Origin of the sequence: Phyllobacterium sp. CL33Tsu (assembly GCF_900113985.1) — a bacterium.
Lineage (GTDB): Bacteria > Pseudomonadota > Alphaproteobacteria > Rhizobiales > Rhizobiaceae > Phyllobacterium > Phyllobacterium pellucidum.
Genome location: NZ_FORJ01000001.1, coordinates 701,902 through 723,128, shown reverse-complemented (window position 1 = coordinate 723,128; position 21,227 = coordinate 701,902). Strand labels below are relative to the sequence as shown.

The window sequence follows — 21,227 nt, the reverse complement described above, 5'->3', positions numbered from 1 at the left end:
TTCGGCAAGCAGGGTATTGGAGGCCCGTAACGACATGACGGACGCAATCGCGCAACCGCTTTACGACACTTTTGCTCGTGCGGATTTGCGCTTTGAGCGAGGTGAGGGTGTTTGGCTGGTGACCGAAACCGGCGAGCGCTATCTCGACTTCGCCGCCGGCATTGCCGTCAATTCGCTCGGCCATTCGCATCCCCATCTCGTCGAAGCGCTGAAGAGCCAGGGCGAAAAACTATGGCACGTCTCCAACGTTTACGAGATCCCCGGCCAGCGCCGTCTCGGCCAGCGTCTGGTCGACGCCACTTTCGCCGACAAGGTGTTCTTTACCAATTCCGGTGCGGAAGCGCTTGAATGCGCGATCAAGACCGCGCGGCGTTACCACTATGTCAACGGCCATCCCGAACGGTTTCGCATCATCACGTTCGAAGGCGCGTTCCATGGCCGCACGCTGGCAACGATCGCGGCTGGCGGCCAGGAAAAATACCTTGAAGGTTTTGGACCCAAGGTCGAGGGTTTCGACCAGGTGCCTTTCGGTGACGAAAAGGCCTTGAAGGCTGCCATCGGGCCGGAGACTGCTGCCATCTTGATCGAGCCGATCCAGGGCGAGGGCGGCGTACGTCCCGTCCCGGATGAAGATCTGCGCGCTCTGCGCAAGCTCTGCGACGATGAGGGTATTTTGCTGATCCTCGATGAAGTGCAGACCGGCGTCGGTCGAACCGGCAAGCTGTTCGCCCATGAGTGGTCGGGCATCAGGCCGGATATCATGGCGGTCGCAAAGGGCATCGGCGGCGGCTTTCCGCTTGGCGCCTGCCTTGCCACGGCCGAAGCCGCAAAGGGCATGACCGCGGGGGTTCATGGGACGACCTACGGCGGCAATCCGCTTGCCATGGCCGTCGGCAACGCCGTGCTCGACGTCATCCTGGAGGAGGGCTTCCTTGAACACGTGCAGAGGATTGCCCTCACGATGAAGCAGGGCCTTGCGTCAATTGCCGACCGCTATCCGGCCGTCATTTCGGAAGTGCGCGGCCGCGGCCTCTTGATTGGCCTTAAGAGCGTCGTGCCCAATACGACGCTGGTGCAGGCACTGCGCGACGAGCATTTTCTGACGGTCGGCGCCGGTGACAACGTCATTCGCCTGCTTCCACCTCTGGTTGCATCGGAAGAAGAGGCGCGCGAGGCGCTTTCACGCATCGAGGCGGCGGCTGAACGCCTATCGGTTGCCGCCAGGCAGAAGAGCGCGTGAGGGACGGGCCATGACAATCAAGCAGGACCTCCGGCATTTTACCGACCTTTCAGCACTCTCATCCGGCGATCTGCGCACGATCCTTGACGACGCTCGCGAACGCAAGACACGGCTGAAAGCCGGCAATATCGAAAAGCCATTTGCCGGCAAAGTATTGGCTATGATCTTCGACAAGCCGTCGACGCGCACACGCGTTTCCTTCGATGTCGGCATGCGCCAGCTCGGCGGCGAAACCATCATGCTGACCGGTTCGGAGATGCAGCTTGGCCGCAGCGAAACCATTGCCGATACGGCAAAGGTGCTATCGCGCTATGTCGACATCATCATGATGCGCACGACGACGCATGACCGCCTGACCGAAATGGCGCAAAACGCCACGGTGCCCGTCATCAATGCTTTGACGGACGACACGCATCCCTGCCAGATAATGGCGGATATCATGACGTTCGAGGAACATCGCGGGCCGGTGCAGGGCAAGACGTTCGCCTGGACGGGCGACGGCAACAATGTATTGCACTCGCTGGTCGAGGCGGCAGCCCGTTTCGATTTCAATCTCAACATTGCAACGCCGGACGGCAGCGAACCCAGCAGCAAATATCTTGACTGGGCCCGCGGCGCCGGAGGCAAGATCAAGCTGACCACCGATCCGGTCGCTGCGGTCAAGGACGTCGATTGCATCGTCACCGACACCTGGGTGTCGATGGGACAGGAAGGGCGGGCCCGCGGTCATAACGTGTTCATGCCCTATCAGGTCAACGATGCATTGATGCAGCATGCCAATCCCGACGCTCTGTTCATGCACTGCCTGCCCGCGCATCGCGGCGAAGAGGTAACCGACTCCGTCATCGACGGACCGCATTCGGTGGTCTTTGATGAGGCGGAAAATCGGCTGCACGCGCAGAAGGCAATTCTCGCATGGTGTCTTGAAGGAGGACGTTCCAGTGTCTGATACCGGAATTCGTTCCGACGAATATGTATTTGCCGGCGACGACGCCGTTGTGCCGTTTCAGGTTGCGGATCTCGATGCCCGCGGCCGTGCGGTGCAATTGGGGCCGACGCTCGATGAGATCCTCAATCGCCACGACTATCCCGAACCCGTTGCAAAGCTGCTCGCCGAAGCCATCGTTTTGACCGTGCTGCTTGGTACCTCGCTGAAGTTCGACGGCAAGTTCATCTTCCAGTCGCAGTCGGATGGACCCGTCGACATGCTGGTCGTCGATTTCCGCACGCCAAATTCCGTGCGCGCCTATGCGCGTTACGATGAGGAACGCCTGGCGGAGGCGATTGCCGGGCACCGTACCGCCCAGGAGGAATTGATCGGCAGCGGCACGCTCGCGCTGACTGTGGACCAGGGCGAATACACACAACGCTACCAGGGCATCGTCGCACTCGACGGCTCGAACCTCGAAGAGATTGCCAAGACCTACTTCCGCCAGTCGGAGCAGATTCCGACCGATGTGCGCCTCTCCGTCGCCAAGCTCGTGGAGCGAGGCCCGGACGGCAAGCCTGTCGAACAATGGCGCGCCGGCGGTCTCATCGTGCAGTTCCTGCCGGAATCCGAGCTTCGCATGCGCCAGCGGGACCTGCCGGCCGGCGATGCGCCGAGCAATGAGGAGGACGAGTTTTTCGAGGATGACGACTGGGCCGAAATCAAGGCGCTGGTCGCGACGATCGAGAGCTCTGAACTGACCGATCCGCAGGTTGGCGCGGAACGTCTGCTCTATCGGCTGTTCCACGAGCGCGGCGTCCGCGTCTTCGATGCGGTCCGCGTCAACGACGACTGCTCCTGTTCGCGCGAGAAGATTGCCGGCGTGCTCTCAGGCTTCACGGCCGAAGAGATCGAGGACAGTATCGAAGACGGCAAGATCAGCGTCACCTGCGAATTCTGCTCGACGCACTACGAGTTTGATCCGGGCGAGTTCCTGCCGAAAAACTGACCGATCCGGCGGTCAGACCCGCATCGAAGCCGTCATTTCATGGATGACGGTGACGGCGATCAGAACAACGACGAACCCGCCGATAATCAGCCATAACGGCCATGGCTTTGGCGATTTCTTGGCAAACAGGCCGACAATCAGTCCGGGGACCAGGGCAAGGCCGAACAATCGGCTGGCGGCGTCGGAGGCGCTGGTGAAACTCGGTAGGGTATAGCCGAGGAAATAGGCGCCGATCGCCAGTACGAAGACGATAGCGGAGCAGGTTAGGGCCTTCAGATAGGGCGCGTTGGTGCGTTCGGTTTCGGCCATCAGTTCAAGGTCCGCAATTGATCGGGAAGGTCGAGCGAGAAGGCCGGAATTTCGATATCGAAGCGCTCGCCTGACGTCGTCTGCATTGAATAGCGCCCGACCATGACCCCTGATGTCGTCGTCAGCGGACAGCCGGATGAATATTGGAAGGAGTCGCCCGGATCGAGAATGGGTTGCTCGCCGATGACGCCCGGTCCGCGGACCTCCTCGATATGGCCGTTGCCATCGGTGATCCTCCAGTAGCGGGCGCGCAATTGCACCGTCAGATCCGAGTCATTGGCAATGGTTATCCGGTAGCCCCAGACATAGCGATTTTCCTCCGGGTTGGATTGCTCCTCCAGATAGAACGGCTCGACGGTCACTTCGATATCGCGCGTTGTCGCCTTGTACATGCCTGCTCTCGATTTCACTCCTTGATATCGCCACTCACGGCCGATGCGTCAACCATTACTGGTCACGGATCGAACTAAAACCTTCGTCGGTCACGGTTCCTTTGTTAGGATCGGGGATGCAAAAGGAGCCAGTCATGATGACCCTGGAAGCCTTCGCCGCCATGGCGCACTCATTTCCGGAAAGCACGCAGAGCAGCCACTTTGGCACGACCGATTTCCGTGTGAGCAACAAAATCTTCGCCACCTTGCGTCCGGAAAAACTGCGCGGGGTTCTGATGCTGACGCGCGACGACCAGGCCATGATGCGCGAGACCTCTGCAGACATGTTCGAACCGGTGCCGGGCGGCTGGGGCGAGAAAGGTGCGACCTTTGTCATCCTCGCCATGGCCGAGCCCGATGTCGTGCGCCATGCCATGGCGATGGCATGGCGGAAGGCCGCGCCAAAATCAGTGTCGGCGCGCCACCAGCTATAGCCAGGTCCTAGCGCGATGCGTTCAGTGCCGCATCGAGATCATCGATGAGGTCATCGACATCTTCGAGACCGACGGATAGCCGCAGCAGTCCATCGGATATGCCGAGCTCGGCACGGGCCTCGTCCGTCAGGTTCTTGTGCGTCGTCGTTGTCGGATGGGTGATAAGGCTCTTTGAATCGCCGAGATTGTTGGAGATCTGGATGATCTCGAGTGCATTCTCGACCGCAAATGTGGCCTTCTTGCCGCCCTTGACCTCGAAGGCGATCAGCGTCGAGCCACCACTCATCTGCTTGGCGACGATGTCGGCCTGCGGGTGATCGGCGCGGCCGGGATAGAGCACTTTCGAGACGGCCTGATGTCCGGCAAGGAAGTCGGCAATCTTGGCTGCATTGTTCGTCTGCTGGTGTACGCGCACGGCAAGCGTTTCGAGCCCCTTCAGCATGACCCAGGAATTGAACGGGCTAAGCCCGGGTCCCGTGTGGCGGAAATATTCGTGCAGGTTTTCGTCGATCCACTGCTTGTCGGAAAGGATCATGCCGCCGAGACAACGGCCGTGGCCGTCAATATGCTTGGTCGTCGAATAGATGACGATGTGGGCGCCGAGTTCGAGCGGCTTTTGAAAGAGCGGCGTTGCGAACACATTGTCGACGATCAGCTTGGCGCCAACAGAGTTCGCGACCTTGGCGACGGCGGCAATATCGATGACTTCGAGCGTCGGATTCGTCGGGCTTTCGAGGAACATCACCTTGGTGTTGGGGCGAACAGCCTTTTCCCAATTCTCGATCCTGGAGCCGTCTATGAGCGTGAAATCAACGCCATAGCGCGGCAGCATGGTCTCGATGATGTAACGACAGGAGCCGAACATCGCCCGCGCGGCAAGCACGTGGTCACCGGCTCGCACCTGGCAGAGGATTGCGGCAGCAACGGCGGCCATCCCCGAAGCGGTGGCACGCGCATCTTCCGCGCCTTCAAGGGCGCACATGCGCTTTTCGAACATGTCGGTCGTGGGATTGGCATAGCGCGAATAGATGAATCCGGGCTCTTCGCCCTTGAAACGCGCCTCGGCCGCTTCTGCGGACGGGTAAACGAAGCCTTGCGTCAGGAACAAGGCTTCGGAGGTTTCCCCGAAGCCGGAACGCAAGGTTCCGGCATGGACGAGCTGGGTGGCGGGACGCAGTTTGCGGGTGGTATCCTTGGTCATCGCTGTCTCAATCTGCCAGAAAACTGGCCAATAAAAAACCGGCCTTGCGGGAATCGCAAAAAGGCCGGACGAGACCGGGCCTCTTTTAGCAAATTATTTTACGTGGCTGCAAGCCGGCCGGCCAAATCACCACGGGATAAAAGTGCTTTAATCCTCTTGGCCGCTTGCGTCAATCGGGTGAGGCGCTAAAGCTTTTCGTCTCTTTGTATGGATGGTCGACATGGCGAGACGAGAAGCGGGCATATTGGCCGATAGCGGCATCAGGGCGCTATTTGAGGCGCGAGCACTCAAGACCGAGCGCGAATTCGACGTCGACCAGATCCAGCCGGCGAGCCTCGATCTGCGCCTCGGCAAGCGCGCCTACCGCGTACGCGCGAGCTTCATGCCGGGCCCGGGAACGCCGGTCATCGACAAGCTCGACCGCCTGAAACTGCACGAAATCGATCTGACCGAGGGCGCCGTTCTCGAGACCGGCTGCGTCTATATCGTTCCGCTCCTGGAAAGCCTGGCACTGCCTGCCGAGGTTTCAGCCTCCGCCAATCCGAAGAGTTCGACCGGGCGCCTCGATATCTTCACACGGGTCATCGTCGATGGCGCGCAGGAGTTCGACAAGGTTCCGGCCGGCTATCATGGTCCGCTTTACCTTGAAGTCAGCCCGCGCACCTTCCCGATCGTCGCCCGGACCGGCTCGCGCCTGTCGCAGATCCGCTTCCGGACCGGGCGCGCGCAACTCGAGGAAACAGAGCTTGCGGAACTTCACGCCGCCGAGACGCTCGTCGCCTCCGAAACGCCCAATATTTCCGGCGGCGGCATCGCCCTTTCAATCGACCTCACCGGCGACCAAAATGGCCTTGTCGGCTATCGCGGCAAGCATCATACCAGCGTCGTCGATGTCGACCGGCGCGGCGTCCACGATCTTTTCGACTTCTGGGAGCCGATCCATGATCGCGGCGCCCGGGAACTCGTGCTCGATCCCGATGAGTTCTATATCCTCGTCTCGCGCGAAGCGGTCCACGTGCCGCCGCTCTATGCCGCCGAGATGACGCCGTTCGACCCGCTGGTGGGCGAATTCCGCGTGCACTATGCCGGCTTCTTCGATCCGGGCTTCGGCCATACGGCAGCGGGCGGCACCGGCAGCCGCGCCGTGCTCGAAGTGCGCAGCCATGAGGTGCCCTTCATTCTCGAACACGGACAGATCGTCGGACGCCTGATCTACGAGCACATGCTGGAGCGCCCGCGCGCCCTCTACGGCACTGATCTCGGCTCCAACTACCAGGCGCAGGGCCTGAAGCTTTCAAAGCACTTCCGCTGACGGCGGAGCCGCTCGCGACCCCTTGACAAAGACCGCTGTCAGCGGTCACTGATAGTGAAATGCGGGTGTAGCTCAATGGTAGAGCAGCAGCTTCCCAAGCTGAATACGAGGGTTCGATTCCCTTCACCCGCTCCATCAAACTTTTATGACTTAACTGATATTTTACGATGCCGTTTTTACGCTGGTAGCCGACCACAAGACACCTCATCGAGGCAGTGAGTAACTGTTCTGAACCCTGTTCAATGATCGGCCTTAAAGGAAATCAAGCGGTCGAAAGGCATTGGACGGGAGATAAGCCAGCCTTGTCCACAACAGTGAGGGCTCGCAGATGCAAAAAAGCTATACTGCGCCTCAGTTTCTATCCCCTCGACGACAACTCCAAGTCCTAGTGAATTTGCCATTCCGAGGATTTGCGGCACGATCGAGACCTTCACAGACTCTGTGCCGACGCTGTTCGTAAAGGCTCGATCCAGCTTTATGACATTGACCTTGAGTTCCTGGAGGTGTGCGAGGCTGGAATAGCCGGTGCCAAAATCATCGAGGTAAACAGGATGACCCAGTTGTTGCAGCCGTGCGATGGCTGGAACGGCGATGTCCAGGTGTGCCGTGGAACGTTCGGTCAATTCCAGTCCGATTTGATTTCGATGAATGCCAAACAGGCTAATGGTCTGGTCGAGTGTCGCGTAGAAGTTGGGATCGCTCAGATCCGACGCGACGATGTTGACTGTGATGACGAAATCCCGATGCTCGCTGAGCAAAAACTTGGCAGTCCTGCCTACCTCCTTGAGCACATAGGTGGTAATCTCGCCGGCCGTTCCATGAGCCTCCGCTTCGGCCACAAAAATGTCGGGTGGAATGTTGTTGCCCTGACGATCTGTCCACCGCACCAGCGCCTCAGCGGAAACCATGCGCCCTGACCGTAGGTCCACAATGGGTTGAAACATCAAAGATAATTCATTCGAGCGCAACGCATCCTTCAATCGCGCTGCCAAGGGCTTTTGCGTTCGGTAGAGCAGGAAACCCACCAGAGTTAAAAATCCACCGAGCAGAAATCCGAGAGCACCAAAGCCAAGAATGAACGTTGATTGCCGCGCTATGGCTTCGCGCTTGTTTAACGCCGCCACACTGCAAAGAAAGTATACCTTCGAACAATCAATATGGATGATATCCGTAGCAGTGTCAGTAGAAGTATCCTTACGCGCCACCAAGATACTCTCATCGACCACGGGCTGCCCCCATGATCGCAATACATGGCCCTTCTCGGGATCGATGATGGCGACGGAGTAGCGATAGGGGTAACGAACCAAGTCCAAAAATGCGGAAGGATCGGTCACCACATTTGCATTGCCGGCCTCGATCACCAAGGCAGTAACCCCATCTGCCAATCGGAGCGATGCGTTCCCCCAAATTTTGTGACCGTCCTCAGTAATGATATCCGGTGGCGGGTTGACGAAGGGCGGCGTTACGACGCCCAGATAGCTCGAGCACATAAGCTTCTGATCGTTCACCCTCCCGACATCCTTGATATAGCGTGCGGTGAAAGCGATTCTTCTCATATTATCGAGGTCAGTTGACCCGCATGGCTCACCTTCAACATGGTTTGCTTCGGCAAGCGCGTTGTTTGTCTCAAGGGCGATCCCCTCAGCCCTCTTGAGCAAATTGCCGGCATATTCGGCGACATCGGATTGGGCGAGGGAAAGCGCGATACTTCGCGCTCCCATCATCGCGAGTGCGGTTGTCGCAGCGCCCGCAAGCAAGCACGCGGTGATGGCTGATTTGTCAAGAAGTCGAACTATGTACTTCATGCCCATCCGATCACAGTGCTGAGCAATCTTGTGAACACTCTACCACGCCAGCCATTTAGCTTGCCGCCGTAGAGAGACATATCTACTCGGTCAGGACCGAGATAGATTAATACGCCTATCACTTCCCAGTAACCAGCAGTTCCCAACGTCTCCTCAGGAGGGGGCTCAACACTTCACTGAGCGTTCTCCTGGATGCCGCCGCCACTGGCCCGCTAATACAAGGGTCCGATTCTCGTCATCCGCTCCAAAAATCCTGAATGGCCGGTCAGTCGCGCGCCGCAGTCGAATTGCGCACCACCAGCGAAGCTTCCAGCAATTCGTCGTCGATGGGAAGCGGGCTGGTGCCGGTCGTGAGCGCCACGGCGCGCGCGGCAATCTGTTCGACAGGCTGGCGGATCGTCGTCAGGCGCGGCGTGATGAGTTCGGCTAGCGGAATGTCGTCGAAGCCGACGACGGAAATATCCTGCGGCACTTTCAGGTCGAGATCGTTGGCGGCGCGCATAAGACCGATCGCCTGCTGGTCGCTGGCCGTTGCAATGGCGGTTGGACGCTCGCCCGGTGCCCGGTCGAGCAGCATGCGGCCCAGTGTTTCGCCGGATGCATAGTCGAAATAGCCTTCGAGAATTTCCGGCGTCACCCCCTCGGCGGCAAGGGCGCCGATGAAGCCGTTGCGCCGCTCGCGTGAAACGGGCGCTTCGGGAGGGCCGGCAATATAGGCGATGCGCCGGTGGCCAAGGGCAAGAAGATGCCGTGCGGCAAGGCCGGCGCCGGCGGCGTGATCGACAGAGATCAACGGATAGCCCGCAAAGCGCCGGTCCACCGCAACGGTTGCCACATTGCTCTTCCAGCCCTCGGAAGCGCCAAACTGGGTCGGAACCACGATTAGCCCGGTTGGATAGCTCTTCAACAGGCTTTCGATCTGGTTGAGCTCGATCCTGGGGTCTTCATTGGTGATCGACAGCAGCACCGAAAATCCCGAACGTGACGCGATCGCCTCGACATGCTTGGCAAGTTCGGCAAAGAACGGGTTGGTAATATCCGGGATGACCAGGCCGATCATATCGGTGCGGCTGCGGCGCAGGCCGCGCGCCACGCCGCTCGGTCGAAAGTTGAGTTCGCGAATGGCTGCAGTCACTTTCTCGCGCAGGGCCATGCCGACGGTCTCGTTATTTGCAAGAACGCGCGACACCGTTCCGACCGAAACATTGGCGCGTGCCGCAACGTCCTTGATGTTCACCACTTTCGCGTGCGTCTTGTGTTTGGTCCTGTCGGGCGCGTCGGATGCACTCATGCTTTGGTCAGTCTTTCGCGGTATTTGTCGAGTATCACAGCGAGGATTATCACAAATCCGGTTATCATCTGTCGCATAAAATCACTGAGGCCAAGCAGAATAAGCCCATTGGCGAGAACGCCGATAATGCAGGCGCCAAGCAGCGTTCCGACGACGCTGCCGCGCCCGCCGCTGAGGCTCGTCCCGCCGATGATGACGGCCGCAATCGCATTGAGTTCGAAGCCGATGCCGATGATCGGGCTCGCGATATTAAGGCGGGCCATATAGATGATCGCGCCGATGCCAACCAGCGCTCCGCAGATAGTGAAAGCGGCAATCTTGTAGAAAAAGATGTTGCGGCCGGCGAGCCGTGCCGCTTCTTCATTGTTGCCGATACCATGACGAGCTTGATATCGGTCTTGACCCAACCCTCGAGCGGCTTGCCGCTCTTGAGCACGCCGAGCGCTTTGTCGACGGCGTTAGCAGCCATTTCCTGGCCGAACCGATCGACGGTGGCGAGCATCTTCTTTTCCTTCAGAAGCGCGTTTCACCGGATTTTCAGCAAAACGATTTCTGTACGGAAATGGGCCATATCGCTTCAAGCTTGTCAATATGAAACGTTTCATTGCTGCAGCGCGTCAATTTTATGAGCCAAGTGATAAGAGTTGCATAGAAGACGGGTTGCACGACCGCATCGCAATCGAAAAACAGTTTCTACCGTCTTCATCGCTACAGCGCCATGTTTGCGTGACAAGCGGTTGCCGCGACACGCGATGCAGAGCATGGGTTATTCACCACCTTGAACGCTATTCCGTATCGCCGTATGTCATTGCCAGCGCAGACAAGTATGGACCGGAGAAAACATGTCGGATGGAGTGAACCGTTTCCTGGGCGATACGCCCGCCCGTGTTCTCATAAAGCTCATCATCGTTTCGCTTGTCGTCGGTGTGGTCATGAGTGCATTCGACTGGTCTCCGATGGATATTCTCTACGGCATCGAAAATTTCTTCCGCCGCATCTGGAATCTGGGCTTCGGCGCGATCGAACGCTTCGCAGGCTATTTCCTGCTTGGCGCAGTCGTCGTCATTCCGTGCTTCATCCTGTTGCGGCTTTTGAGCTATCGTCGCTAAAACTGCCAAACCGTGTGGTTGAGCCTTTTCGGGGCGCGAAGGAGCCACATTTCACCGATATCGGCTAAACCCGTCGTGAGGAAAGCTCCATGGACGAAACAAAATTGCTAATGCCGCGTCGTCATTTTCTCGGCCTTGCCGCCGGCGTTGCGCTCCTGCCGCTTGCCGCATGCCAATCGACGCCACCGCAACCGCGGTTGACCGGCAAGCGCGCGGGCGTTTCGGCTTCAGGCAGCGCCAATCTGCGGGCAATACGGTCGTCAAGGGGGCTCGGGCCCCTCGCTCCGTCTTCGGCATTGGAGCAGGCGGCCTTGCAGCAGGCGGGCTATATGGCGAGCGCCGGACGCATGAGCCATACGACGAGCTGGAACCGGGACTTTGCTTCTCGCATACGCGGCGCGGGCATTCACGGTCCCGCTGCGGAAAATATCGCCAGGGGCCGGATGGATATGGACCAGGTCTTTGCTCAATGGATGAATTCAACGCCGCACCGTCGCAATATGCTCGACCCGCAATTCAGCCATTTCGGACTTGCCTACGCTGAATCGGGTGCAGAGAGGTATTGGGCGCTGGTCCTCGGGGTGTAGTCCACGGGCGCTGGAATGCATCATCCTTGATATGACTGGTAAACGCAGCGAACCAGTGGCATAGAGCTTGGACAGCCTTTCAGGCTTGCAATCTCGGTGCCCTCATGAATATCGATGTGCCTTCGTCTGCCGGTTCCAAGGTCGTCCGCCCCTTCGAGGTGACGAACCGGTTGATGCTTGCAATCACAATTCCGGTCATGCTCGCATCGTTGACGACGCCGCTGCTCGGCCTCGTCGATACTGCTGTCATTGGCCAGGTCGGCAATCCGCATCTGCTTGGCGGCCTTGCCATTGGCGCCCTGGTCTTTGACTTCCTGTTCTCGACGATGAACTTTCTGCGCGCTGGCACGACAGGTCTTGTTGCGCAGGCCATGGGCCGCCACGACGATGTCGAGCAGCAGGCGGTATTCTGGCGTGCTCTCGGCATTGCCGTTGTCGCCGGCTTGATCTTCATCGCGGCCACCCCGCTGATCCTGCAGGCGACCGTCAGCTTTATGAATCCCGATCCGGCTGTCAGCGAGGCCATGTCGACCTATGTGTCGATCCGTCTTCTGTCGTCGCCCATGGCGCTCGGCAACTTCGTCGTATTGGGACTGCTGCTCGGGCAGGGCAAGGCCATGCAGGGCCTTTATCTGCAATTGCTGCTGAATGGCGTCAATGTCGTGATGACCATCTGGCTCGGTCTTATCATGGGTTGGGGCGTCAAGGGCATCGCCTGGGGAACGGTGCTAGGCGAGACGTCGGCACTGACCGTCGGCCTTTCGATGATCTACATGCAGTTCCGAAGCATTGCCAATCCGTCGCGCAAACGCGTTCTGGATGCGCATGAAATCCGCCGCATGTTCGCGGTCAATCGCGACATCATGCTGCGCTCGTTCTTCCTGCTGATCGCCTACGCCTATTTCACCCGGGCGGGCACCCAGGCCGGTGCGGTAACGCTGGCGACCAATGCGGTGCTGATGAATTTCCTTCTGATTTCAGGCTATCTGATCGACGGCGTCACCACCGCAGCCGAACAAATCTCCGGCCGTGCCGTCGGCGCGAATTACCGTCCTGCCTTCGACCGGGGCGTAAAGCTGTCGTTTCTCTGGGGAATGATCCTCGCATCGGTCATGGCACTCTTCTTCCTGATCTTTGGCGACAGTATCGTCGCCTTCCTGATCAAGTCAGAAGAGGTTCAATCGATGGCAGCTATCTATATGCCCTGGGCCGCCCTTGCGCCGGTCACCGGCCTTCTCGCCTTCCACATGGACGGCGTCTTCATCGGGGCGACCTGGTCGCGCGATATGCGCAACATGATGATTCTGTCGCTCGCGGGCTATTTTGCCGCCTACTACGTCTTGCCGGTTTACCTGGGCAATCACGGCCTCTGGCTGGCGCTCCACCTCTTCCTTGGCCTGCGCGGCATCTCGCTCCTGTCGATTCTGCCGAGCCGGGCGCGCCTGCAGTTTGCCGAATAAGCTAGTAGTAGCGACACGCTCTAGGCCGGCAGCGGTTCGCCTGCCCATTCATTGACGTCGCAATCGCGCAGTGCAGCGATGGTGGTGATGCGGTCACGCTTCAATCTTGCCGAAAGGTCCTTGACGATGTCCCCGGCAAGTCCTGGCCCTGCATAAATCATGCTCGTATAAAGCTGAACGAGATCCGCGCCGGCACGTATTTTCGCAATCGCAGTCGCCGCGCTGTCAACACCGCCAACGCCGATCAACGGCAAATCGGACCCGACGCGCTGGCGCATCTTGGCAAGGACGATCGTCGAGCGATTGAACAGTGGAGCGCCAGAAAGGCCTCCAGTCTCGCGCGCATTCTTCGTCCCTTCGAGGCCGCTTCGCGACAGCGTAGTATTCGAAATTATCAAGCCGTCGAGCGGGTGAAGCGCGATCTCGGCCGCGATATCGTCGAGGCTCGCCTCTGGAAGATCGGGCGCGATCTTTAGAAAGACGGGGCGGTGCACGCCCTTTTGCGCGTCGCGCGCTTCGAGCACCTTGCCAAGCAATTCGCGCAAGCTTTCACGCGCCTGCAGATCGCGCAGTCCCGGCGTGTTCGGCGAGGAGATGTTGACGGTGAAATAGCTGGCGACTGACTGAAACTTGCGGATCCCGGCAACGTAGTCGGCAATCCGGTCCGTCGAATCCTTGTTGGCGCCTATGTTGACGCCGACAATGCCGGCATGCTTGCGCCGTTCGGTAAGCCGCTGGAAAGCCGGTTCGTGGCCCTCATTGTTGAATCCGAGGCGGTTTATCACCGCGCGGTCTTCGATAAGGCGGAAAATCCGCGGCTTGGGATTGCCGGATTGCGGCAACGGGGTCAGCGTTCCGACCTCGGCAAACCCGAATCCGAGCTTCAACAGGGCATCCGGCACTTCGGCATTCTTGTCATAGCCTGCTGCCATACCGAGAGGATTGGGAAAGCTGAGACCTGCCACGGTGACCCGCAGCGCCGGATCGTTCAAAGGCGCGCAACCGGGGACGATGCCGCTTTTCAACGCTTTTATCGAAAGCCCGTGTGCATCTTCCGGATCGAACGAGAACAGGACCTTCCTGCCGATCGCTTGGAACAGCCTGTTCATTGTTGCATCTCCGGAAATTGATGCCCGTCAGGCCCGAGGGGCAGGGGCTTTACCCATTCGACCGCCTCGAGCGGCAGCGATGCATAAAGGTGCGGAAAGAGATCGCCTCCGCGCGAAACCTCGTATTTGAGCGCATCGCCCAGCCGGTCGGTCGCAACCGCAATGAGCAGAAGGTCGTCCTGTCCGGCGAAATGCTTTGTCGCCGTCTCCACGGCCTGCGCGGCTGTCGAGAAATGAATGAAACCGTCCGTATGATCGATGGGCGCGCCGTCAAAGACACCCTTTGCTTCGGCGGCCTGCCAAAGGGTGCGCGGCGCAATCTTGTATATCAGGTGAGTCATGGAAATTCTTAGTAGTCGCAAAACCCGTCCGCGCAAAGTCCGGAGTCGAACGTTTGAGCGAATTCTGTGCCTGGTTCAGATTTTCGGCGTATTATTGCAATAGGTTTGCAGGATGCAAACATGGAGGTCCGTCATGGCACCCTTTCGCACGATGCTCATTGTTCTTGCACTTGGTCCGCTGGTCGGCCAGCCGGCGCGTGCCGAGGAGAGCCCGGGCTATACGCTGGAGAAGATTGCCGACGGCTTCGTGCGCATGAACAACAAGACGGGTGAGATGTCGATCTGCCAACAGCAAGCCGCACAACTCGTGTGCAAGGTCGCTGCGGAGGAACGTACGGCCTATGAAGAGGACATAGCCGATCTGAAGGGCCGCGTCGCCAAACTCGAGGATACAGTGGCCGCCATGGGCAAGATTCCGCCGATTGTGCGCGACGCGCTGCCTTCCGACGAGCAGTTCGAAAAGAGCCTCGGCTACATGGAAAAATTCATGCGCCGTTTCATGGGTATCGCCAAGGAGTTCGGCTACAGCCCCGAAGACAACAAGCCGGCTCCGGACACCTTGGAGAAAACCTGAATCATCCTGACAACCATCTGTCAGGAGTGGCCGGTTTTTGGCAGGTGCCGTTCTTGATATGTTCAAACTTTTGTCGGACACTGCCCGCTCACAACTTTTTTTCCGGGAGCGATGAGATGACTGCAGTGCCAACACTGATTGGAGAGGTATCGATCAGGCTCTTTGTACGTCATGGGGACCAGCAGAAGGCGCTCGATTTCTATGAGAACGTCTTCGGCGCCAAAACTGTCGGACGGCCTTATCTGCACAATGGCGAACTTATCGCTGCGGAAATCCGCATGGGCGCATCGTTCCTCATGATCGTTGGCGCCAATCCGAAGCGCGATGCCGACGCATCCCTCGGCGGTCCGCGCTCGGTCCATGCCATCGGAGCGACGCCGGTCATGCTCGATATTCATGTCGATGATGTGGACCGCGTGCTGCACCATGCCCTCGCCGAGGGTGGCAGGATACGCAACGCCGCCGAAACGCTCGATGGCGGTGATCGGGCTGGCGTGCTCGTTGATCCGTTCGGGCATTTGTGGGTGCTGAAATCGCGGCAGAAGCACCTTGCCGCGTAAAGTGCCGGCCCCATGGCGGGGCCGGCCGTCGTTATCTAGCCAGCAAACCGCTTCGTCGCGTGGATGAGTTCGTGGACGATGCCGGGCTCGCTGACGGCATGGCCTGCATCCTCGACAATACGCAGATCCGCTTCCGGCCAGACCTTTTTCAGGTGCCAGGCGTTGAGCAGCGGCGTGCACATGTCATAGCGCCCATGCACGATGACGCCCGGAATATCGCGGATCAGATGTGCGTTGCGCAGCAAATGGTCGTCCGTTTCGAAAAACCCGCGATTCTGGAAATAGTGGCATTCGATACGGGCGAAAGCGATGGCAAAATGATCGTTGGAAAACGCTTCTTCACGCGCAGGATCCGGAAGCAGCGATAGCGCCGATCCCTCCCAGCGCGCCCATAGTTTGGCTGCCTGCAACTGGACGGCCGGGTCGGCATCGGTCAGGCGCCGGTAGTAGGCTGCGATCATGTCGTCGCGCTCGTCTTCCGGTATATGCGCCTGGTAGGCCTCAAAACGATCGGGATAGATTATGCTTGCGCCGTTCGAATAGAACCATTCGATCTCGAAACGGCGGATCATGAAAATACCGCGCAATATCAATTCGCTGACGCGGTCCGGATGTGTCTGCGCATAAGCGAGGCCGAGCGTCGAACCCCACGAACCGCCGAAGACCTGCCATTTGTCGATGTCAAAATGATTGCGGATTTTCTCCATGTCGGCAACGAGATCCCATGTCGTGTTCTCGTTGAGCTCCGCATGCGGCGTCGATTTTCCGCAGCCGCGCTGGTCAAACAGAATGATGCGATATTTTTCCGGATCATGCAGGCGCCGCATCGTCGGATTGATGCCGCCACCGGGTCCGCCGTGTACCATGATCACCGGTTTGCCATTCGGATTCCCGCATTCCTCCACATGAATCGTGTGAAGCTCGGAGACCTGCAGCATTTCCTCCGATGTCGGTTGAAGTTCTGGATAAAGAATGTTTGTGATCATGCGTCCCACTTTCAAGAATTTCATCCCCACAGCAAATAATTGCGCGGGAATGCGGTTTTGCCAAGGCATTTCAACCGGATCGCCTCACCTAGGCGGATAACAAAACTTTGGCGTGTACCGAATGGCTCTTGATATATCAGTCGTTTCAGATTTAGTCGTTAGCATTACGGCTTTTGGATTAAGACTGCTGCAATTTCAGCAACAAGGATTTTTTAAATCATGAACTACCGATTTCTTATTGTGGATGATCACCCTCTCTTCAGGGGAGCCTTGCGTTTGGCGCTTACTTCGCCAAGAAACAATACCGAGATTATTGAAGCTGGCGATATCGAGACTGCAAAATCTCTTATCCAGGAAGAAGCCGATCTTGATCTTCTTCTGCTTGACCTTTCGTTGAACGGTGTCGGTGGGCTCACCGGCTTTGTCGCGCTGCGCTCCCTGCAAGCATCGCTTCCGATCGCCATCATCTCGGCAACCGACGATCCGGTTACCATCCGGGCGGCCCTCGAACTCGGCGCATCGGGTTTCATTTCCAAGTCGTCGGGACCGGACGTTATCAAGGAAGCAGTGCAGACGATCCTTGACGGGGGTATCTGGTCGCCGCTGGCCGATGGTGACGACGACGTGCTCGATCCGGAGATGATCGAACTTATTCGCTGCATCCGCAAACTTACGCCGCAGCAGGCACGTGTATTGAGTATGATGGCTGATGGCATGCTCAACAAGCAGATCGCCCATGAACTGAACGTTTCGGAAGCGACGATCAAGGCACACGTCTCCGCCGTTCTATACAAGCTCGGCGTCGAGAGCCGCACGCAAGCCGTCATCCGGCTGGCACGCTTCAAAGAAGAGTCGATGCCCAGCCAGTCTCTTATGTAATCAAGTCGTTATTCCGCTGCGATTGCCTGGCGGAAATGCGAAAGCAACGCCCGCAGCGCTGCGGGTCGGACAGGCTTTTGGATGACGGCGATGTCCTCGGCGTTGGCTTGATCGCGGGTGGCATTCGAGCGATCTGCCGTAACCAGTGCCGCCGGTATATGGCGCTGGAAGTGTTCGCGTGTGTAGGCGACCATTTCTAGTCCGTTTTCATCGCCCAGATTGTAGTCCGCCAATATGACGTCGGGAACGCCTGGATTGTCCTGGCAATAGGCTTTCAGCGCCTCGCCGCTATCCAGCATGACGACATAACAACCCCATGTTGCCAGCAATTCCCGCATGCCGGCAAGCGAGTGCGGGTTATCATCGATGCACAGCACGGACAATCCCGACAGGGGCGCCGAAGGCAGAATGGTCCGGACATTCTCGGCAGCGGGAGGCGCGCCCGCCTTCGAGACCGGAATTGTCACCGAGAACATCGATCCCTTGTTCGGCGTCGATTGCACTTGCACCGAAAGGTCGAGGATTTTCGCGATGCGCTCGACGATGGAAAGGCCGAGGCCAAGCCCGTCCGAAATCTTCATGCCTTCGGCGAGGCGGGAAAACTCGCGGAATATGTTTTCGAGTTGCGACTTTGGAATGCCGATGCCGGTGTCGAACACCTGCAGTTCAATCCTGTCGCCGCGCCGGCGGGCGCCGACAAGCACCTTGCCACTGCGACAATATTTGATGGCATTCGAGACAAGGTTCTGAACGAGGCGGCGCAGAAGATTGCGGTCGGTCGCCACGACCACCGAACTCATGACCACGTCCAGCGTCAGGCCCCTTGCATGCGCCGTCGGCGAAAAATCGCGGACGATCTGTTCAAGCAAAGAATCAAGGCGGAAGACGGATACAACCGGTTTGAGCGCGCCCGTATCAAGTCGCGAAATGTCGAGCAGGGCGTTGATGATAACCTCGACAGCTTCAAGCGACGAGTCGACATTGCTAACGAGCTGCTTTTCGCGCGAATTGCCGAGGCGCTCCATCAGCGAGGAAGAATACAGCCGCGCCGCGTTCAAGGGCTGGAGAATGTCGTGGCCGGTATCGGCAAGGAAACGCGTCTTGCTGATATTGGCTTCTTCGGCCCGCTGCTGTGCCTTGGCGAGTTGCTGGTTGGCGAGCGTGAGCTCGTTGGTGCGGTTGCGAACACGCTGTTCCAGAGACTCATTTGTCTGCCGCAAGAGATGGTCGGCATTTACCGCTTGTGTGACATCCGTCAATGTCGTCACAATGCCTCCGTCCGGAATGGAGTTCGAGCGGATTTCAATTGTCTGGCCGGTATCCGTCAGCGTGATCCGCCACGGCGCGGTCGATTTGGCAAGGCCGATGAGGAGCGCCGGGTCGGCGGCGCTTGCGAGGTCGCCGCGCTCATAGAGATAATGGACGATGCTGCGAAACGGGGTGCCCATGCGTTGCAGGTCCCTTGGCAGATTGAGCAATACGCGGAACTGCGCGTTCCAGCAGCTCAGCCGATATTGCGGGTCGAACACGCAAATCCCCTGATCCATCTGATCGAGCGCCGTTTGCAGCAGATATCGGTTTTGTGCCAGTGCATCGGTCGCATGCTCGAGGAGGATCTGGGCGCGGCGTTGTGCAGGCCCTGTCGGCCCCATGGCGAGCGATAGGATCATGCGGGCCGAGGGCGAGCCGACAATGCCGGAGAGCAGTTGTTCGGCGAAATGTACCGTCTTGAAATCTGCCCCATCCTCGTCGTCGAGCAGAATACCCTCGCGTTTGCGAAAGGACGCGAAAGCCAATTCAGCTTGCTCATGGCCGATATATCTCGAGACCGTCGCCTTGAGTTGCCCGACGGTGATGGAGGGCTGAAGTGTTCCGACCGGCGTCGACAGCGGGGCTTTATCGGTGATGAATACCGAAGCCTGAATGCGCTCAAGCGGCGTGGCGCTGCGTGACAGTGACCCGGCAACATAGCAAAGAATATTGGCGGCCAGGCTGAAGAAAAGGCCTTGCACGTAGCTTGCCGCCTCGACGCCGAAAAGCGCCTGCGGCTTGAGCGCTGCAATCCCAAGCGGACCGTCGGTCAAGAGCCCGGAGCCTGGATCGATCAGCGTCGGGATGACCATCGTATAAAGCCAGACGCTGAATCCCGCGATCATGCCCCAGTTTGCGCCGCGCGCTGTGCCCCGGCGCCAAACGAGGGCGCCGACGAATGGCGGCACCAGCTGGATGACCGCGACAGCCGAGATCAGCGCGAGTTCGGAAAAGTCCATCTTCCAGGATACGAAATACTGATAGGCCCAGGCTATCCCGAGAATGGCGACGAGGGACCAGCGCCTGATCCGGGGAATGACCTTGGTATAGTCCTTTGGCTCGGCTGGATTGCCGGCAGCCGGGCGCAACAGCAGCGGCAGCATCAAATCGTTGGTGATCATGATCGACAGTAATATCGATGGCGCAATGATCATCGTCGTTGCAGCCGGAACGCCACCAAGAAACGCAATCCCGGCGAGCATCTTCTGCCCGGCAACGATCGGCACGCAAATGAAGTAAAAGTCCGACGCAGCCTCGGGCGGCAGGGAAATCGTCCCGGCCACGGCAATGGGGATGACAAAGACGCCGCCGATCAGCAAGAGGAGCGGTGTGAACCAGCGCGCAAGACGCATTTCTCCGCCACCCCGGTGCTCGACGATCGTCAGATAGAACTGGTTGGGTAAAAGCAGCACCGTCGATGCGCCGATCAGCATTAGGGCAAAAAGGTTGGCAACGGAAATGCCGGTGGTGAGAAGCGGAATGTCCTGCTTCTGGGCCATCGCCTTTGCGAAGAGTTCCGTGGGTGATCCGAACAGGAACGTCGCGGTAGCAATGCCGACAAGCAGGAAGACACAGAGCTTGATCGTGGTAGCTACGGCAACCGCCTTGATGAAACCATCGTAGCGGTCCTTCTGCTGCGGACCGCGAGCGGCCACGAAAACGGTGTAGACGGCGATCCCAAGCTGGACCAGGGCAATGATCATGTGGTGGTGATCTGCGCCTTCGTTCATATGGTTGGAATAAATATCGATCATCTGGTGGATCGCGGCAAACTGCAGCGCAATGTATGGGATGAGCCCGATCGTCGTGATCCCAGTAACCAGCGCTGCGACGGAAAAGCTCTTGCCGTACCGTGCGCCGACAAAATCGGAAATCGATTTGATGCCTTCCGATTTGGCGAGCTGGCTCACTTTGCCGAGAACTGGAAATCCCAACGTGAACATGAGACCAATGCCGAGGAAGAGCCCGACAAATTCGATCCCGTTCTTGGCGGCGTAACTGGCGCTGCCGTAGTAGAGCCAGGACGTGCCGCTTGCAGCAAGGCAGATCGAGTAGACAAAGGGCCGCGGCAGACGAAAACGGCTGGGAAGCTGGTTCGCGCGCCTTACCACAATCGACTGGAACGCGAGGTAAAGCACAATGATAAGGACTGCAATATACAAGCCCGACATGGGCTTCACCTTCCGTTACTTTGCTTCGGCACGCTCCGCGTTCAGGCATTTTCGGCTTGCCCGCCGATTGCCCATGCCGTTAATACTGGTAGAAGAAATCGAACGCTCTATCAATAATTTCAAAACTTCTGTTACAGTTTTCAGGTTATGGCAAATGCGATGACCGTTGGTTTGGATTAA

20 protein-coding genes, 1 tRNA gene, 1 pseudogene and 1 riboswitch are annotated in these 21,227 nt (G+C 58.4%); of the genes and pseudogenes, 12 read left to right on the top strand and 10 right to left on the bottom strand.

Annotated elements, in window-relative coordinates; translation table 11 throughout:
• Positions 1-34 precede the first annotated feature (34 nt).
• From BM074_RS03645 to BM074_RS03635, 3 genes are read left to right on the top strand one after another with little or no spacing between them, the layout of a single operon-like run.
• Positions 35-1,240: an aspartate aminotransferase family protein gene (locus tag BM074_RS03645; protein WP_091919817.1), complete on the top strand. Its 1,206-nt coding sequence runs from the start codon at positions 35-37 to the stop codon at positions 1,238-1,240.
• A gap of 10 nt (positions 1,241-1,250) precedes the next feature.
• Positions 1,251-2,189 carry an ornithine carbamoyltransferase gene (argF, locus tag BM074_RS03640; RefSeq protein WP_027230345.1) on the top strand — a complete coding sequence of 313 codons (939 nt, stop codon included), beginning with the start codon at positions 1,251-1,253 and terminating at the stop codon, positions 2,187-2,189.
• Entirely contained in the window at positions 2,182-3,177 is a 996-nt protein-coding gene (locus BM074_RS03635; RefSeq protein ID WP_343051173.1) for an Hsp33 family molecular chaperone, read from the top strand. The genes argF and BM074_RS03635 overlap by 8 nt, the downstream gene beginning before the upstream one ends.
• Before the next feature lie 12 nt (positions 3,178-3,189).
• On the opposite strand, the gene BM074_RS03630 is transcribed toward BM074_RS03635, so the two are convergent.
• Complete coding sequence (locus tag BM074_RS03630; protein ID WP_027230343.1) at positions 3,190-3,486, bottom strand: hypothetical protein; 297 nt, start codon at positions 3,484-3,486, stop codon at positions 3,190-3,192.
• Positions 3,486-3,878, bottom strand: coding sequence for a Co2+/Mg2+ efflux protein ApaG (apaG, locus tag BM074_RS03625; RefSeq protein WP_091919813.1), 393 nt, complete (start codon positions 3,876-3,878; stop codon positions 3,486-3,488). The genes BM074_RS03630 and apaG overlap by 1 nt, the downstream gene beginning before the upstream one ends.
• Positions 3,879-4,012: 134 nt before the next feature.
• Between apaG and BM074_RS03620 the strand changes: the two genes are divergently transcribed.
• Entirely contained in the window at positions 4,013-4,351 is a 339-nt protein-coding gene (locus tag BM074_RS03620) for an MmcQ/YjbR family DNA-binding protein (RefSeq protein WP_162737104.1), read from the top strand.
• Between the two features lie 7 nt (positions 4,352-4,358).
• On the opposite strand, the gene BM074_RS03615 is transcribed toward BM074_RS03620, so the two are convergent.
• The gene (locus BM074_RS03615) at positions 4,359-5,552 is read right to left on the bottom strand and encodes an O-succinylhomoserine sulfhydrylase (protein WP_091921421.1); all 1,194 of its coding nucleotides are present in this window, start codon (positions 5,550-5,552) and stop codon (positions 4,359-4,361) included.
• 63 nt (positions 5,553-5,615) lie between these two features.
• Positions 5,616-5,695: riboswitch (SAM riboswitch) on the bottom strand.
• Between the two features lie 77 nt (positions 5,696-5,772).
• Here BM074_RS03615 and BM074_RS03610 point away from each other — a divergent pair.
• Entirely contained in the window at positions 5,773-6,864 is a 1,092-nt protein-coding gene (locus BM074_RS03610; RefSeq protein WP_027230339.1) for a 2'-deoxycytidine 5'-triphosphate deaminase, read from the top strand.
• Positions 6,865-6,925: 61 nt separating this feature from the next.
• Positions 6,926-6,999 (top strand) — tRNA-Gly (locus tag BM074_RS03605).
• Positions 7,000-7,103: 104 nt separating this feature from the next.
• Here BM074_RS03605 and BM074_RS03600 read toward each other — a convergent pair.
• From BM074_RS03600 to BM074_RS03590, 3 genes and pseudogenes are all read right to left on the bottom strand, one after another.
• On the bottom strand, positions 7,104-8,669 hold the full coding sequence (locus tag BM074_RS03600) for an EAL domain-containing protein (RefSeq protein ID WP_175498879.1): 1,566 nt from the start codon (positions 8,667-8,669) through the stop codon (positions 7,104-7,106).
• A 265-nt stretch (positions 8,670-8,934) separates the two neighbouring features.
• Positions 8,935-9,960: a LacI family DNA-binding transcriptional regulator gene (locus tag BM074_RS03595; RefSeq protein ID WP_091919809.1), complete on the bottom strand. Its 1,026-nt coding sequence runs from the start codon at positions 9,958-9,960 to the stop codon at positions 8,935-8,937.
• A pseudogene (locus BM074_RS03590) lies at positions 9,957-10,340 on the bottom strand (ABC transporter permease); the annotation flags it as partial. The pseudogene BM074_RS03590 and the gene BM074_RS03595, both read right to left, overlap by 4 nt.
• Before the next feature lie 462 nt (positions 10,341-10,802).
• Here BM074_RS03590 and BM074_RS03585 point away from each other — a divergent pair.
• The 3 genes from BM074_RS03585 (at position 10,803) to BM074_RS03575 (ending at position 13,116) form a co-directional block, all read left to right on the top strand.
• The gene (locus tag BM074_RS03585; protein WP_027230335.1) at positions 10,803-11,069 is read left to right on the top strand and encodes a DUF6460 domain-containing protein; all 267 of its coding nucleotides are present in this window, start codon (positions 10,803-10,805) and stop codon (positions 11,067-11,069) included.
• Between the two features lie 89 nt (positions 11,070-11,158).
• Positions 11,159-11,656: a CAP domain-containing protein gene (locus tag BM074_RS03580; RefSeq protein WP_091919807.1), complete on the top strand. Its 498-nt coding sequence runs from the start codon at positions 11,159-11,161 to the stop codon at positions 11,654-11,656.
• 104 nt (positions 11,657-11,760) lie between these two features.
• On the top strand, positions 11,761-13,116 hold the full coding sequence (locus BM074_RS03575; protein WP_091919805.1) for an MATE family efflux transporter: 1,356 nt from the start codon (positions 11,761-11,763) through the stop codon (positions 13,114-13,116).
• Positions 13,117-13,136: 20 nt separating this feature from the next.
• Here BM074_RS03575 and BM074_RS03570 read toward each other — a convergent pair whose 3' ends face one another.
• Positions 13,137-14,225, bottom strand: coding sequence for a quinone-dependent dihydroorotate dehydrogenase (locus BM074_RS03570; RefSeq protein ID WP_091919804.1), 1,089 nt, complete (start codon positions 14,223-14,225; stop codon positions 13,137-13,139).
• Positions 14,222-14,566, bottom strand: a complete 345-nt coding sequence (locus BM074_RS03565; RefSeq protein WP_091919801.1) for a DUF952 domain-containing protein — start codon at positions 14,564-14,566, stop codon at positions 14,222-14,224. The genes BM074_RS03570 and BM074_RS03565 overlap by 4 nt, the downstream gene beginning before the upstream one ends.
• Positions 14,567-14,699: 133 nt before the next feature.
• On the opposite strand from BM074_RS03565, the gene BM074_RS03560 reads away from it, so the two are divergent.
• Together BM074_RS03560 and BM074_RS03555 are read left to right on the top strand one after the other, a co-directional pair.
• On the top strand, positions 14,700-15,140 hold the full coding sequence (locus BM074_RS03560) for a hypothetical protein (RefSeq protein WP_091919799.1): 441 nt from the start codon (positions 14,700-14,702) through the stop codon (positions 15,138-15,140).
• Between the two features lie 116 nt (positions 15,141-15,256).
• On the top strand, positions 15,257-15,700 hold the full coding sequence (locus tag BM074_RS03555; RefSeq protein WP_027230329.1) for a VOC family protein: 444 nt from the start codon (positions 15,257-15,259) through the stop codon (positions 15,698-15,700).
• Between the two features lie 35 nt (positions 15,701-15,735).
• Here the strand turns inward: BM074_RS03555 and pip are convergent, their stop codons facing one another.
• Positions 15,736-16,686, bottom strand: a complete 951-nt coding sequence (gene pip, locus BM074_RS03550; protein WP_091921419.1) for a prolyl aminopeptidase — start codon at positions 16,684-16,686, stop codon at positions 15,736-15,738.
• A gap of 219 nt (positions 16,687-16,905) precedes the next feature.
• Between pip and BM074_RS03545 the strand changes: the two genes are divergently transcribed.
• Complete coding sequence (locus tag BM074_RS03545; RefSeq protein WP_091919797.1) at positions 16,906-17,565, top strand: response regulator transcription factor; 660 nt, start codon at positions 16,906-16,908, stop codon at positions 17,563-17,565.
• An 8-nt stretch (positions 17,566-17,573) separates the two neighbouring features.
• On the opposite strand, the gene BM074_RS03540 is transcribed toward BM074_RS03545, so the two are convergent.
• Positions 17,574-21,047 (bottom strand): hybrid sensor histidine kinase/response regulator, encoded by a 3,474-nt coding sequence (locus BM074_RS03540; RefSeq protein ID WP_091919795.1) that lies wholly within the window; start codon positions 21,045-21,047, stop codon positions 17,574-17,576.
• Positions 21,048-21,227 lie beyond the last annotated feature (180 nt).

Excerpts from the sequence above, each read along its gene's own strand:
- BM074_RS03540 (WP_091919795.1), bottom strand. The coding sequence starts at position 21,047 with ATGTCGGGCTTGTATATTGCAGTCCTTATCATTGTGCTTTACCTCGCG.
- BM074_RS03645 (WP_091919817.1), top strand. The coding sequence starts at position 35 with ATGACGGACGCAATCGCGCAACCGCTTTACGACACTTTTGCTCGTGCG.
- BM074_RS03575 (WP_091919805.1), top strand. The coding sequence starts at position 11,761 with ATGAATATCGATGTGCCTTCGTCTGCCGGTTCCAAGGTCGTCCGCCCC.
- BM074_RS03620 (WP_162737104.1), top strand. The coding sequence starts at position 4,013 with ATGATGACCCTGGAAGCCTTCGCCGCCATGGCGCACTCATTTCCGGAA.
- BM074_RS03555 (WP_027230329.1), top strand. The coding sequence starts at position 15,257 with ATGACTGCAGTGCCAACACTGATTGGAGAGGTATCGATCAGGCTCTTT.
- BM074_RS03545 (WP_091919797.1), top strand. The coding sequence starts at position 16,906 with ATGAACTACCGATTTCTTATTGTGGATGATCACCCTCTCTTCAGGGGA.
- argF (WP_027230345.1), top strand. The coding sequence starts at position 1,251 with ATGACAATCAAGCAGGACCTCCGGCATTTTACCGACCTTTCAGCACTC.
- BM074_RS03585 (WP_027230335.1), top strand. The coding sequence starts at position 10,803 with ATGTCGGATGGAGTGAACCGTTTCCTGGGCGATACGCCCGCCCGTGTT.
- BM074_RS03630 (WP_027230343.1), bottom strand. The coding sequence starts at position 3,486 with ATGGCCGAAACCGAACGCACCAACGCGCCCTATCTGAAGGCCCTAACC.
- pip (WP_091921419.1), bottom strand. The coding sequence starts at position 16,686 with ATGATCACAAACATTCTTTATCCAGAACTTCAACCGACATCGGAGGAA.
- BM074_RS03595 (WP_091919809.1), bottom strand. The coding sequence starts at position 9,960 with ATGAGTGCATCCGACGCGCCCGACAGGACCAAACACAAGACGCACGCG.
- BM074_RS03570 (WP_091919804.1), bottom strand. The coding sequence starts at position 14,225 with ATGAACAGGCTGTTCCAAGCGATCGGCAGGAAGGTCCTGTTCTCGTTC.
- BM074_RS03615 (WP_091921421.1), bottom strand. The coding sequence starts at position 5,552 with ATGACCAAGGATACCACCCGCAAACTGCGTCCCGCCACCCAGCTCGTC.
- BM074_RS03560 (WP_091919799.1), top strand. The coding sequence starts at position 14,700 with ATGGCACCCTTTCGCACGATGCTCATTGTTCTTGCACTTGGTCCGCTG.
- BM074_RS03600 (WP_175498879.1), bottom strand. The coding sequence starts at position 8,669 with ATGAAGTACATAGTTCGACTTCTTGACAAATCAGCCATCACCGCGTGC.
- BM074_RS03610 (WP_027230339.1), top strand. The coding sequence starts at position 5,773 with ATGGCGAGACGAGAAGCGGGCATATTGGCCGATAGCGGCATCAGGGCG.
- apaG (WP_091919813.1), bottom strand. The coding sequence starts at position 3,878 with ATGTACAAGGCGACAACGCGCGATATCGAAGTGACCGTCGAGCCGTTC.
- BM074_RS03580 (WP_091919807.1), top strand. The coding sequence starts at position 11,159 with ATGGACGAAACAAAATTGCTAATGCCGCGTCGTCATTTTCTCGGCCTT.
- BM074_RS03565 (WP_091919801.1), bottom strand. The coding sequence starts at position 14,566 with ATGACTCACCTGATATACAAGATTGCGCCGCGCACCCTTTGGCAGGCC.